General features: G+C 31.3%; 12 protein-coding genes. 6 read left to right on the top strand and 6 right to left on the bottom strand.

What is annotated here, in order from left to right; translation table 11 throughout:
* Nucleotides 1–1,224: 1,224 nt before the first annotated feature.
* The 4 genes from ACS5L2_RS01765 (at nucleotide 1,225) to ACS5L2_RS01750 (ending at nucleotide 7,586) form a co-directional block, all read left to right on the top strand.
* A complete protein-coding gene (locus ACS5L2_RS01765) occupies nucleotides 1,225–1,458 on the top strand; it encodes a DUF3892 domain-containing protein (protein WP_459202047.1) in 234 nt (77 codons plus the stop codon).
* Nucleotides 1,459–1,659: 201 nt separating this feature from the next.
* On the top strand, nucleotides 1,660–3,165 hold the full coding sequence (locus tag ACS5L2_RS01760; protein WP_459202046.1) for a class I SAM-dependent DNA methyltransferase: 1,506 nt from the start codon (nucleotides 1,660–1,662) through the stop codon (nucleotides 3,163–3,165).
* Between the two features lie 17 nt (nucleotides 3,166–3,182).
* A complete protein-coding gene (locus ACS5L2_RS01755) occupies nucleotides 3,183–6,281 on the top strand; it encodes a type I restriction endonuclease subunit R (RefSeq protein ID WP_459202045.1) in 3,099 nt (1,032 codons plus the stop codon).
* A gap of 27 nt (nucleotides 6,282–6,308) precedes the next feature.
* Nucleotides 6,309–7,586: a restriction endonuclease subunit S gene (locus ACS5L2_RS01750; protein ID WP_459202044.1), complete on the top strand. Its 1,278-nt coding sequence runs from the start codon at nucleotides 6,309–6,311 to the stop codon at nucleotides 7,584–7,586.
* 116 nt (nucleotides 7,587–7,702) lie between these two features.
* Here the strand turns inward: ACS5L2_RS01750 and ACS5L2_RS01745 are convergent, their stop codons facing one another.
* The 3 genes from ACS5L2_RS01745 to ACS5L2_RS01735 form a co-directional block, all read right to left on the bottom strand.
* A complete protein-coding gene (locus ACS5L2_RS01745) occupies nucleotides 7,703–8,458 on the bottom strand; it encodes a hypothetical protein (protein ID WP_459202043.1) in 756 nt (251 codons plus the stop codon).
* Between the two features lie 22 nt (nucleotides 8,459–8,480).
* Nucleotides 8,481–9,233: a hypothetical protein gene (locus ACS5L2_RS01740; protein WP_459202042.1), complete on the bottom strand. Its 753-nt coding sequence runs from the start codon at nucleotides 9,231–9,233 to the stop codon at nucleotides 8,481–8,483.
* A 220-nt stretch (nucleotides 9,234–9,453) separates the two neighbouring features.
* Nucleotides 9,454–9,630 (bottom strand): hypothetical protein, encoded by a 177-nt coding sequence (locus ACS5L2_RS01735; protein ID WP_459202041.1) that lies wholly within the window; start codon nucleotides 9,628–9,630, stop codon nucleotides 9,454–9,456.
* A 175-nt stretch (nucleotides 9,631–9,805) separates the two neighbouring features.
* Here ACS5L2_RS01735 and ACS5L2_RS01730 point away from each other — a divergent pair, with 175 nt between their 5' ends.
* Nucleotides 9,806–10,129 carry a hypothetical protein gene (locus ACS5L2_RS01730; RefSeq protein ID WP_459202040.1) on the top strand — a complete coding sequence of 108 codons (324 nt, stop codon included), beginning with the start codon at nucleotides 9,806–9,808 and terminating at the stop codon, nucleotides 10,127–10,129.
* Between the two features lie 54 nt (nucleotides 10,130–10,183).
* On the opposite strand, the gene ACS5L2_RS01725 is transcribed toward ACS5L2_RS01730, so the two are convergent.
* Entirely contained in the window at nucleotides 10,184–10,345 is a 162-nt protein-coding gene (locus tag ACS5L2_RS01725; RefSeq protein ID WP_459202039.1) for a hypothetical protein, read from the bottom strand.
* Nucleotides 10,346–10,480: 135 nt separating this feature from the next.
* Between ACS5L2_RS01725 and ACS5L2_RS01720 the strand changes: the two genes are divergently transcribed.
* Nucleotides 10,481–10,891 (top strand): hypothetical protein, encoded by a 411-nt coding sequence (locus tag ACS5L2_RS01720; RefSeq protein ID WP_459202038.1) that lies wholly within the window; start codon nucleotides 10,481–10,483, stop codon nucleotides 10,889–10,891.
* A 109-nt stretch (nucleotides 10,892–11,000) separates the two neighbouring features.
* Here ACS5L2_RS01720 and tsaA read toward each other — a convergent pair whose 3' ends face one another.
* Both tsaA and ACS5L2_RS01710 read right to left on the bottom strand, forming a co-directional pair.
* Complete coding sequence (gene tsaA, locus ACS5L2_RS01715) at nucleotides 11,001–11,543, bottom strand: tRNA (N6-threonylcarbamoyladenosine(37)-N6)-methyltransferase TrmO (RefSeq protein ID WP_459202037.1); 543 nt, start codon at nucleotides 11,541–11,543, stop codon at nucleotides 11,001–11,003.
* Nucleotides 11,544–11,765: 222 nt separating this feature from the next.
* On the bottom strand, nucleotides 11,766–13,037 hold the full coding sequence (locus ACS5L2_RS01710; RefSeq protein ID WP_459202036.1) for an ATP-binding protein: 1,272 nt from the start codon (nucleotides 13,035–13,037) through the stop codon (nucleotides 11,766–11,768).
* Between the last annotated feature and the right edge of the window lie 37 nt (nucleotides 13,038–13,074).

Below are 13,074 nucleotides of genomic sequence, written 5' to 3'. Positions count from 1 at the left end.
ATTTAAAAAAAGTCGATAGAGTTATCATCAGGGGCGTATCTTATTTTTCAACGATTGATAAATCTCAAAATAAGAATTAAAAAAATTTACTCTACCTGATTAAATAAAAGAGCTTATATTATTTATAATTTATTGAAATAACTGTTTAAATTCGTTTTTTAGCTTTAAAATCAAAGAAAAATAGTTAAAAAAATATTATAACATTCTTTTTTATTTAATCCTTTTCAAAAAAATTAAATGAAACTTTGAATCATATATAAAAATGTTGATTTAACCCGAAAACTACTCGAAAAAAAGCCCCATTAAAAACAATATATGTCGTGAACCAAATTATTAAATAAATTTTATTTAAAAATGTTGATTTAATTTTATTTAAAAAAGATAAATTTCTTCAATTTTTTAAAGAGAGTAATTTAGAATTAATGAGAATTGTTATTTAAATTTAAAAAAAGTAATTCTCTTTAAATTAAAAAATAAATCTATTTTTCGAATTTTTGCTACCCTGATTAAAGTACAATTTTAAAACATACTTACGCTTTTTGGTATACTTCAAAGTTGCAGGTCATACTTATATTACTATTTTTAGTATAACTTTTGATATTTTGTTACAAAACGTTAATGTTATAATGACATACTGTTGCAACATTACAAAATTCGTTAAATCCGTTTGTAATATACGCAGATTTACATCGCCAAGTATGTTTAAACATGTGGCTTTGTGGGTAATTTAAATATTATGATTTAGAGAGTAATAATATCGCAAGTTAACTCTGTTAAAAATAATACGGTTTATAGTTTTAAATCTGGTTAAAACATGAAAATGAGAAATATATCACCAGTTAGAGGTGACACAATGTAGAATAATATCGCAAACTAAAACAATGAACTACAGCTCTGAAATGTAGTCATCAATATCTCTTTTTGGGTATTGTTGTATTTATAATTTTTCCGTAGTTCTGAGTATATTTTGATAACTGACTGATGCCTTTTGAAAAAGGATTAGCGTTAGCCATATTGTCAAAGAAGAACAAGGTGACGTTATATGATAGATACTCTATGGATGTATGAAATATTTGTTCCAGTATTTACTGGAATAGTACTCCTCTCGATCTGCGTAAAAGCTGCAGGTCCCATCATTAAATTATTTAAATAATTCTCAAAAACTCTTTAATTTTTTAAATTAACGCTAATTATCTTTTATTTTTAAAAAAGTAGGTGATAAAAATGGGAAATAAATCTGGTAAAACTAATATTAAGGATATTAAAGTTACCAAAGAATCCGATTCGGGTAGAAATTTAGAGTTTAAAAACACCAAAACTGGTGAAGAGTTAAGCCGAGCTCAAGTTGTAAAAAAAATCAAATCGGGAGAAATTACGCATGCACACAATAGAAATATAAATGGCGTAGAAACACCTTGTTCAAACCCTGACGGAAAGAAAAGTAATAATTTGGGATAAATAATCCAAATTAAACTTAAAAATAAAAATTATTAATTTCTTTTTAATTTTTTAAAGAGAGTAATTTAAGATAAGAATGGTTATTGAAATTTAAAAAGAAGGTTATTTTTCTTTTTTTACTTTTTAAATTACTATATAAAGCCTTTTTATAGTCTTAATTTATAATATAATTATATTATTTTTAATTATAAGGTGGGCGTAATGGCAAAATTAGGCTTTGAAGAAGATTTATGGAAGGCAGCAGATAAATTAAGAGGAAACATAAACGCTTCAAATTATAGTAATGTTGTTTTAGGACTTATTTTTTTAAAATATATCTCAGATGCTTTTGAAGAGAGGTATAACCAGTTACTTTTGGAAGTTAAGGACGGGGCAGACCCAGAAGACCCTGATGAATACAAATCAAATATTCACGGAAAAAGTGTATTCTGGGTTCCAAAAGAATCTCGATGGGAGTTTATTCAAGAGAACGCAAAATTGGATTCAATTGGAATTGTTATAGATAGTGCAATGGAATTAATTGAAAAAGAAAACTCCCGATTAAAAGGAATTTTGCCAAAAGAATATGCAAACCCGACACTTGATAAAAGAAGACTTGGTGAACTTGTTGATTTAATCGGACGTATAACTTTAATCGACAAGGAAAACTCACAAGATATACTTGGTAGGGTTTACGAGTACTTTTTAGGCCAGTTTGCAAGTGCGATGGGTAAAAAAGGTGGTGAATTTTACACTCCCGACTGCATTGTAAAATTACTCGTTGAAATGATTGAACCTTACAAAGGAAGAGTATACGACCCTTGCTGTGGTTCTGGTGGAATGTTTGTTCAGAGTGAAAAGTTTGTAATGGAACATTCTGGACGGATTAACGATATTTCGATATACGGTCAGGAATCAAACCCAACAACATGGAAACTTGCAAACATGAACCTTGCAATCCGTGGAATTGAGGCAGATATTAAATTTGGGGATTCTTTCCACAATGATTTACATCCGGATTTAAAAGCTGACTTTATACTTGCAAATCCTCCGTTTAACATCAGCGACTGGGGAGGAAATCTGCTTACTGATGATAAAAGATGGAAATATGGAACTCCACCAACAGGTAATGCAAACTTTGCATGGGTTCAGCACATGATCCACCACCTTTCAACTACGGGAATTGCAGGTTTTGTTCTTGCTAATGGTTCGATGTCATCAAATACGTCAAGCGAAGGGGAAATCAGAACAGATATAATAAATGCAGGTCTTGTTGATGCAATTGTTGCACTTCCTTCACAATTATTCTATAACACACAAATTCCTGCGTGTTTATGGTTTGTAAGACGTGGAAAAGAAGTTCGAAAGGGCGAAACACTCTTTATCGATGCTCGTGAAATGGGGGAAATGATAAGCAGGAAAAACAGGTCACTTACTGAAGAAGATATTAAAAAAATTGCAAGCGTCTATCATTCTTGGAGAAATAGTGAAGGTTATGAGGACGTTCCTGGATTTTGTAAATCTTCAAATATTTCGGATATTGAAAAACAGGGCTTTATTCTAACACCTGGTCGATATGTTGGATTTAAGGAAGAGGAAGATGACGGCATACCATTTGAAGAAAAAATGGAAAGTTTAGTATCTGAACTTAAAAAGACGTTTGAAGAAGGGGAAATTCTTGACAAACGGATAAAAGAGAATTTGAAAAAATTAGGGTACGAAATTTAAGGTAATGAGGGGGTAAAATGTCTAATTTATGTGAAGATACGGTTGAACAGGGAACTCTTGAGCTTTTAGAGAGTATTGGATACGAAATAATTTCAGGTCCTGAAATTGCGCCTGATGGAACTTCTCCTGAACGTAAAGATTATTCTGAAGTTGTGCTTGTTTCTCGGCTTAGAAATGCAATTTCAAAAATAAATCCAAAAGTTCCAGTGGAAGCTCGAGAAGATGCACTTCGAAAAGTCTTGAGGCTTGAAAATCCAAATTTACTCATGAATAACGAGAAGTTTCACGAGTTTATATTTAAAGGAATTGATGTAGAATATCCGATTGATGGAAGAGTTAAGGGAGATAAGGTCTATTTACTCGATAAAGACCCATTAAAAAACGAATTTGTTGCAGTAAATCAATTTACAATCATTCAGAATAATAAAAACAGGCGGCCAGATATTGTTATATTTGTAAATGGGCTTCCGCTTTCAGTTATTGAACTTAAAAATCCTACAAAAGAAGATGCTACAATATGGAGTGCTTATAACCAGATTCAAACGTATAAATCGGAAATTTCAGAACTTTTTAAGTATAACGAGCTTATACTAATTTCTGATGGTACGGAATCGCGAATAGGTACGCTTTCTTCAAATAAAGAGTGGTTTTTACCGTGGAAATCTATTGACGGAACTTCTGAAATTAATAATGGAGTAAGCCAGCTTAAGATTTCGATTCTTGGAATGTTTGATAAAACGCGGTTTATTGATATAATAAAGAATTTTATTGTTTTTAAAACGGATGAAAAGGGCCCTGTAAAAGTTATTGCAGGATACCACCAGTATTTTGCGGCAAACCGTGCAATTGAAAAAACTATTGAAGCAGTTTCTGGAAATCGCCGGTGCGGTGTTGTATGGCACACGCAAGGGTCTGGAAAAAGTCTTACAATGGCTTTTTATGCGGGAAAACTTGCAATTACTCCTGAACTTAGAAACCCTACAATTGTAGTTGTAACTGACAGAAATGACCTTGATGACCAGCTGTTTGGAACGTTTGCATCATGTATTGACATATTAAAACAGGCCCCTGTTCAGGCTGAAAATGCAAATGACTTAAAAGAAAAATTAAAGGTCGCATCAGGCGGGGTAATTTTTACAACGATACAGAAGTTTTCTGTTGATGAATTGAATAAAAATTATCCTACTTTATCTGAACGAGAAAACATAATTGTAATGGCAGATGAAGCGCACAGGAGCCAGTACGGGCTTAAAGCAAAATCTGTTGAGCGAAAAGGTGAAGTTGGTATAACTTACGGGTTTGCTAAATATTTACGTGATGCTCTACCAAATGCTTCATTTATTGGATTTACAGGAACTCCGATAGACTTTGAAGATAAAAGCACCCGTTCGATATTTGGTGAATACATCGATATTTACGATGTAAGACGGGCTGTTGCTGATGGTAGAACTGTAAAAATCTACTATGAAAGCCGTGTTGCAAAAATCGGGATTGAAAACGAAGTTCTTCGAAAACTTGACGAGGAGTTTGAAGAAGTTACGGAATTTGAGGAAAATTATAAAAAAGAAAAATTAAAGGGCAAATGGGCACAGCTTGAAGCGATTGTTGGAAGCAGAGACAGAATTTCAAAAGTTGCGCAGGATATTGTCAATCACTTTGAAAGGCGAGAAGAAACACTTTCTGGAAAAGCAATTGTTGTATGCATGAGCAGGAGAATTTGCGTTGATCTGTATGATGAAATTATTCGTTTGCGGCCTGAATGGCATAATGACGATGACAAGCTTGGTGTTTTAAAGGTTATAATGACAGGTTCTGCGGCTGACGGTTTTGACTGGCAAAAACATATCCGTTCAAAAGGCAAACGAAAAGAGCTTGCTGAACACTTCAAAGATTCTGAAAGCGAATTTAAAATTGCGATTGTTCGTGACATGTGGCTTACTGGCTTTGATGTTCCGTGTTTACACACACTCTACATCGATAAGCCAATGAAAGGGCACGGTTTAATGCAGGCGATTGCAAGGGTAAACCGAGTATTTAGAGATAAGCCTGGAGGACTTGTTGTTGACTACATCGGAATTGCACAGGATTTAAAGTATGCGCTCATGAATTACACTTCAAATGGCGGTACTGGAAAACCAACTTATGATATAGAAGATGCAGTAAACCTCATGAAATCAAAATACGAAGCTATGAAAGATTTCTTTTATGGCCATGACTATTCAAAATTCTTTAATGGAACAAATATTGAAAAAATGGATGTAATTCCAGAAACATTAGAATTTATCCTTACTCAGCCTGATGGGAAAAAGCGGTTTGTTAAACTTGCGCTTGAACTTATAAAGTCATACGCTCTATCTCTGCCGCATGAAGAAGCCATAAAAATCCGTGAGGAAGTCGCGTTCTTTACAGGGGTTAAAGCGGCACTATATAAAAATACGGAAATTTCAGGAAAACCCGAAGATGAACTAAACAGCGCGATAAAACAGATCGTATCTGGTGCAGTTCGAACTGATGGAATAATCGATGTATTTGGTGAAGCAGGACTTGAAAAACCCGATATTTCGATTCTGTCTGAGCAGTTCCTCGAAGATGTAAAAAACATGAAATATAAAAATTTAGCACTTGAAACGCTTAAAAAAATATTAAATGACGAGATAAAGGCCAAATTTAGAAACAATCTTTTGCAGGAAAAGAAATTTTCAGAGATGATTGAAAACGCGATTAAAAGATACCACAATAAAGCGATAGATTCGGCGGCAGTTATTCAAGAACTCATAGCAATTGCAAAGGAGATTGAAAACGCTAAAAGAAGAGGGGAAGAATTAAATCTAACTGAAGAAGAGCTTGCATTTTACGATGCGTTATCGAATAACGAGTCAGCAAGGGAAATTTTAGGAACAGAAGTTTTAAGTGAAATTGCAAGGGAACTGACTGACACTTTGAGGAAAAACATTTCCATTGACTGGGAAGTTAGAGAAACTGTAAGGGCGACTTTAAGGGTCAGGGTTAAAAGACTTCTTAAAAAATACGGGTATCCTCCAGACAAAGCACAGATTGCAGCTGACCTTGTTTTAAAACAGGCTGAAACAATTTCTAAAGAATGGATGAATGGTTAAATTTACAATAGATAGGTTTGATAAAAAATGGAAAATGAATTTAAAGATACAGAGATTGGAAAAATTCCTGTTGATTGGGAAGTTTTAGAATTACAAAATGTTTCCGAAGTAATAGATTCGTTGCATAAAACCCCAAAATATTGTGAAATAGGTTATCCCATGGTTAGGGTTACAGATATTTCACAAGGTTATTTAAATTTAAAAAACGCATTAAAAGTGTCTAATGAGGTTTTTGAGGAATTTAATAAAAAGTACACACCCCAAAAAGGAGATATTGTCTTTAGTAGGGTTGGTTCATATGGAATTAGTAGTTACGTAAATACTGATGAAAAATTTTGTTTGGGACAAAATACCGTTGTAATAATTCCCAAATTTTCAAAAAAATATCTTTATTATGCTTTAAATTCAAATATTATTAAAACCCAGATTGAATGTGCAGTTACCGGTTCAACACAAAAAACAATAAGTTTAAAGGATATACGTGCATTGAAAATACCAATTCCTCCACTTTCTGAACAACAAAAAATCGCACAAATTCTCTCCTCTCTCGACGACAAAATCGAAAACAACAGCCAGCAAAATAAAATTTTAGAAGAAACCGCTAATTCAATTTTTAAAGAATGGTTTGTTAATTTCAATTTTTTAGATGAGGATGGAAAACCCTACTTTGAAAATGGCGGAGAAATGGAATTTAACAAAGAATTGGGAAGTAAAATTCCTAAAGGCTGGAAATTTAATGAATTAAAGGAATTTGGAAAAATAGTTTGTGGAAAAACTCCTTCAAAATCAGTTAGTGAATATTTTTGTGGGGAAACTCCATTTATAAAAATACCCGATATGCACAATAAAATGTTTTTAGTAAAGACTGAAGACTCTTTAACTGAAAAAGGAGTAAATAGTCAAAAAAATAAGTTAATACCTGCAAATTCGATCTGTGTAAGTTGTATTGCCACGGTAGGTTTAGTTTCAATAACTGTAACAGAATCTCAAACGAATCAACAAATAAACTCAATAATTCCAAAAAATGATAATTTAACAATTTACTTGTATTTTACCTTAAAATCAATGATAGATTATATTAAAATACTTGCAGGCGGGGGTTCAGCAACTTTAAACTTAAATACGACTGAATTTTCGAAGATAAAAATAATAATGCCTGAAAAAGATATTTTGGAAAAATATCATAAAAAAATGGAACCTTTGAAAAATAAAATTTTAAGTAATGAAATAGAAAATCAAAACCTATCAAATTTAAGAGATATACTGCTTCCAAAATTGATGAACGGGCAAATTCGATTAAGATAAATCTTTTTTAAACTCTTTTCATTTCTCAATATTCAATAAAAAAAATACCCATTTAAATTTTAAAAAACTACGCCAAAATAAAAAATTTGTTTAAATTAGTAAAAAAGAATGGATAATTAACACATTTTTATGATTCCTGAATCATTTAATCTTTTTAAAACTTCGGCTATTAATTCATACTTATTTTTCTTAAATTCATGACATGTGCCCCAAATTCTTCCTTCAGACGTTATCATGATATCAGTGTTATTTACTGTTACCACCACTGCTGAAAGACGGCCCCCGTAATCGTCCAAATAGCGTTTATAATCCTGACTTTTTTCGAGGTTAACTCCCCCTAAATTTGCATATTTTACCAGTTCATGGGTCATTCCCTCAGTATAAAACTGTTTAAAATTTCCAAATTCTTCCCGTATTTTTTCTTCGTTTTCATGAATTAAAAAAAATAATTGTTGGATATGGGGATTTGATTGTTTTGATAGTCCATTTTCAGAATAATAATTCCTAAGCAAAATTTCAAGGGATTCTACTGCATTGCTAAGTATTTTCGATTTTGCAGATATTGCCATATAACCCTGTATTTCATCTTCATTTTCATTATTATATATAAATACTTCAACATCCTCAGTAGGTTTGAAAGCCACTTTTCTATCATGCATAGGTATTATCATTGGTTTTTCAACCTCTAATAAAACACATATGCCCTTTTTAACGTTTTTAACTGATTTTACGTAAGTATTTAATTCTAATTCATTATTAATTGGGTCATAATCAATATCATCAGAAACTACCCCAAAATTTCCAAAAGTTATTTTGGTTCCCGCTGTTAATCCATTCGACAATACATGAAGTTTAGATGGATTTAATTTCATTATTTTACAACTTTTAACCACATTATGCCCCCAAAAATGTAGATTTAATAGAATTAATTATGTTATTTTTTAATACTTTTTCAATAAATATTTGGTCAGGATTTCTAATGGATATAGTCATCTTTTTATCCATGTTTTCTTCCAAATTTCCAATTTTGGAATGACTATTTGTATTCAGTTTTTTATCCATTTCTTTTTTAAATTTTTCAGCGTTGTTCTTTTCTGAAAATATCAAATTCATCCGTAATTCTGAAGAATTTATAAAATAATCTTTTCTGAGCGTTTTTTCTAAATCATCGAAGTATTCATAAATTTTATAGATTATTTTTTTTATTTCTTCTTTATTTTTACCTTGTAAATTAGGAATTATCGTCATCGTTAAATCATCAACAATTGATGAATCATATATATCTTCCACGTCCATTTCCAAGTTTTCATCCCAATTTTCAAGTAATTCAGGAGTATATACTACTTCAGAATAAAGATAATACCCCAAAGCTGCATCTGCAACTTTTGAATTGTACATTAATTCCAAAATTTCATTATTTTTGTCGTAATTATATTTTTTCAAGAATTTTCGTAGTGCATCGTTTATAGAATCTATTTTGGGTTGATTTCCTTTTTTAAATTTAATAATTTTATGGAATTCACTTTGTGATTTATCAATAAATGAAGATTTTTGCATGTACTCTTCATATTTTTTACCAGATATTCTAAGTGCTATTTCAAAACCTTTTTTTGCAACAACACCTGCAATAACTTCATCAATCGGCATAATCCCACACTAATAGTTTTTAAACAATATATTGTTTCAAGGATATTAATACTATACTATTTGTATCAGAGATTTAACCCCGAAAAAAAGCCCCTTAATAATTACTCCGAGGAATTAATTAGTTACGTAACTAATTAATTAGAAAATAAAATAATATTAAGGGTTTATTTTATTGTACAACAAAATAGGATTTAAATTAAAATCAAACTTAAAAAATAGATTATTCTTTTGTTAAAGGCGTTAAAACTAAACACATTTCGCCATCAATTACTTTAATTCGTTTTTCAACATATTGGGGATTTTCTAAACTGTATTCCATGCCCAAACTTTCAATTTCTACTCTGCTTAATGTAATCCCTAACGAAGCCCCTACTGATTGTATTTTCGATTTTGCCATGTTTTACACCATAATTTATCCAACAATATATTGAACTTCAGTATTTATATAGATAGTTAGTTACCTAATTTAATAGGTATTTAGTTACCTATAAATATAGGTAAGTAGATAATTAAATTTAGAAGTTTTAAGTCTTCAAAATTAAAACATAAAAATCGTTAAATGGTGATGGATAATGAAAGGTCGAAAAAAGGAGTTAGTTTGCGCAATTAGGACTCCTTTTAACTTGGATATGTCCGACCTCGAAAAGTTAGATAAACTTCGAACCACCACCGGAAGAGAAGTATCTCGTTCGGCATATATAAGGTCTGTGATTCGTCAAACATTCGATAAAATTTCTGTAATTTCAGAAAACGAACAGTTAACCATAAATTTCAAGAAAATAACCGAAGAAAACCAGAATTTAAAAGAAACTCTTTCAAAAGAAATTGAAGAAAAGGAAGCGTTGTCTAAAAAGGTTCTGGAATATGAGAGTTATTTGAAAAGCGAAACTGCATAAAAAAGGTGAAAACATGACTGAAATAGAAGAAAAAGTTTTAAGAAATCTGAAAAATCATTCATCAGCTTTAAAAATTATTAAACAACGTTTTCCATCGACAATTTCTAATCTTTTATCGACTTCTTCGTTTTCTTCGATACCTAAAAATTCTAATTCCGTTTTATTAACTCCGCAGACGAAGCCACTCCCTACTTTCCTAATTTTTACTTTTACCATGATTTTCCACGTTATTTTTTGATATATAATCTGAATGACTTCGTATATATAGAAGTATATATAATAAAATATATATATCATAATATATACAGAAGTATATATGAAAATGTATAGTAAAATTCCTAAGGTGAAAAAATGACAAATATAGAAGAAAAAGTTCTGAAAAATCTAAAAAGCCACGAAGAATTGAGCGATATATTAAAATCAACACTTTATAAAATGACTTTAGAAGGTTTTGAAGCATTCGAAGACTACAAAACTTACGCGTACCCGGATTCATTCGAAAATGCAGTTCGAAAAATCGAATGGGTCGAATTGGTTGAAGATGACAGGTTATCAGTTCACAAATTACAAAAAATCAAATTACCCGATCTTTCAACAAAAACCACTGAAATTATGTCAGAAGGTAATTTAACAATAGATCAATTCTTAGTTGGATACATTGTCCCAGAAGATAAGGTAATCGAAGAAATAAAAAAAGGAAACGAATTATATTATGTAAAAGATGCTGATTTATTTTACAAAATCAATGTTGACGAATTTTAATTATCTAAATAACCTATACATATCCACTAATTTTACTTTTGTATATTTTATATCCGTATTCTTAGACGTTAAAAAGTCATGATTGTATATTTCGTATGAATCAATTATTTCACTGTTTTTTCTCCTTAAGTTTTAACTGAATCTTTTCCATCCAATCAGGAACTTTCACATCATCTGCAGGATATGACTCTTTAAAATGCGGTTTGATGTCAAGAACGGGGCTGCCGTCGATAGCATCAAGACCGGTGACATGTAGAGTCGTGCCTTCCCTCCCGATGAGACGGACAACTGTGATTAAAATAGGATTTGGGCGAGCAGGGCTGCGGGTGGAAAATAGCCCCACTAAAGGGTTTTCAGGATTGCCCATCGGGTGAACTTTTTTCAGATCACGACCTTCGCGGGGGACGCCGTGGGCCCAGTAGATGATTTTGATATGTGAATATTCGTCGATTCCATCGAGGTGGTCAGCAAGGTCGCTGTTTAGGACAACTTCTGAGATCATCTCTTCGGTTTTGCGAACATTCTCAATTGTCGGGGCAAGACCTTCCCGCATACTAAGACCATTTTCATTTGCAATGAGAACTGGCTGCTTGACTGTATTGTGCACCACACCGATTGGGTGCAGCATGATATCTTCGAATGATGTATCCATAATTACCCCCCTGTTTCCAATAAATTTAGTTATAGTGACTTTATCTTTGTTTTAGAGATGTATTTGACCCCTATTTAATTTATACTATGCGCAGAGAATTTATATATAGTTTTTTATTTGTTTAATGTTTTTCGCACAAAAATACCAAATTTCATTCAGTATTCGCAGATTTTTTAGTTAAAATCCCAATGTTTTGCAAATATTTCAATAATAATTTATAAACTAAATTTCTAAATCAATAAACTTCCAGAACGGAACGGCTTTAACCAAAATGCCGTCTTCAATTATTTCCTGCTCTTGATCAAAAGTTATCAGGTATAATTCATTACATTGTATTTTTTTCCCGATTTTGACAAGTTTTTTAATCTCTCGATCGTAATTTTCAAAATTTAAGCTGTAACAGACGTTTATTAATTTTGAAACATTCTCGTTTTGTTTAATTAAAAAGTCGACTTCACCAACATCATCTTCATAGTAAAAGAGTTCTTGATTTTCTACAAATCCCCTTCTTCTTAATTCAATAAAAACCGCATTTTCAAGGTATTTTCCACTATCACTCGAATTTTTAAAATCGTATAGTTTTATAAACCCGTTGTCGATGACATATGATTTCATTAAACTTAAACTGCTTTCTTTTAAACTGTAAGCGTATTTTTTTAACGGAAATATTACGTAAGAGTCATTTAAGTGGCTTAAATATTCATACAGCGTATTTTTGCTTACACTAATTCCCATTGATTTAAAGTGATTTGCAAGTTTATTAATTGAAACTTTTTTCGTGTTTGAATTAATTAATAATTTCAAAAATAAACGCAATGAATCAGTATTTTTCACATTGTACCTTTCAACAATGTCTTTATAAATTACCATATCGAGATAGTTTTTCAAAATATCTTCTCGATTTTCTTCTTCAAGCACTATTTCTGGAAATCCGCCGTAATTTAAGTAGTTTTCCAAGTGATTTATTAAAATAGCGTGTTCTTGTTCCGTTAAAACATCAGTTAACGTTATTTTCTTAAAATCAAGGTATTCTTTAAATGATAATGGGAACACTTCAACACTTAAACTTCTTCCTCGAAGCTCTGTTGCAATTTCTTTTGAGAGTAGTTTTGACGAAGAACCCGTTAAATAAACTTTATAATCTTCCCTTTCAACAAGCCGTTTTATTACAAGTTCAAAGTTTTCGATTTCCTGAATTTCGTCAAAAAAGAAGGTTATTTTTTTATTCAAGTACATCTCTTTTGAAACTTTCACAATCTCCCTTAATGTATCGAGAGTTACGGGAAATATCCTATCATCATCGAGTGGAAAAAATATTGAATTTTCAGTTTCTTTATATAATTTCATTAATATTGATGTTTTTCCAGACCTTCTTATTCCTACAACGGAAAGAGCTTTATTTGTTTTTGGCAGTTTTATATTTCTTTCATTTAACGATACTTCTCTTTGTTCGTATTCTTTAATTATTGATTTTATAGTGCCCCGAAGTTCCATATTTCTCACCCAAATATTTACTTATATGTAAGTAAAT

It is taken from the genome of Methanococcus mangrovi (assembly GCF_054506835.1).
This window is presented reverse-complemented; position numbering and strand designations above follow the sequence as displayed.

Coding starts and splice junctions, on each gene's coding strand:
- ACS5L2_RS01765 (WP_459202047.1), top strand. CDS start 1,225: ATGGGAAATAAATCTGGTAAAACTAATATTAAGGATATTAAAGTTACC.
- ACS5L2_RS01760 (WP_459202046.1), top strand. CDS start 1,660: ATGGCAAAATTAGGCTTTGAAGAAGATTTATGGAAGGCAGCAGATAAA.
- ACS5L2_RS01755 (WP_459202045.1), top strand. CDS start 3,183: ATGTCTAATTTATGTGAAGATACGGTTGAACAGGGAACTCTTGAGCTT.
- ACS5L2_RS01750 (WP_459202044.1), top strand. CDS start 6,309: ATGGAAAATGAATTTAAAGATACAGAGATTGGAAAAATTCCTGTTGAT.
- ACS5L2_RS01745 (WP_459202043.1), bottom strand. CDS start 8,458: ATGAAATTAAATCCATCTAAACTTCATGTATTGTCGAATGGATTAACA.
- ACS5L2_RS01740 (WP_459202042.1), bottom strand. CDS start 9,233: ATGCCGATTGATGAAGTTATTGCAGGTGTTGTTGCAAAAAAAGGTTTT.
- ACS5L2_RS01735 (WP_459202041.1), bottom strand. CDS start 9,630: ATGGCAAAATCGAAAATACAATCAGTAGGGGCTTCGTTAGGGATTACA.
- ACS5L2_RS01730 (WP_459202040.1), top strand. CDS start 9,806: ATGAAAGGTCGAAAAAAGGAGTTAGTTTGCGCAATTAGGACTCCTTTT.
- ACS5L2_RS01725 (WP_459202039.1), bottom strand. CDS start 10,345: ATGGTAAAAGTAAAAATTAGGAAAGTAGGGAGTGGCTTCGTCTGCGGA.
- ACS5L2_RS01720 (WP_459202038.1), top strand. CDS start 10,481: ATGACAAATATAGAAGAAAAAGTTCTGAAAAATCTAAAAAGCCACGAA.
- tsaA (WP_459202037.1), bottom strand. CDS start 11,543: ATGGATACATCATTCGAAGATATCATGCTGCACCCAATCGGTGTGGTG.
- ACS5L2_RS01710 (WP_459202036.1), bottom strand. CDS start 13,037: ATGGAACTTCGGGGCACTATAAAATCAATAATTAAAGAATACGAACAA.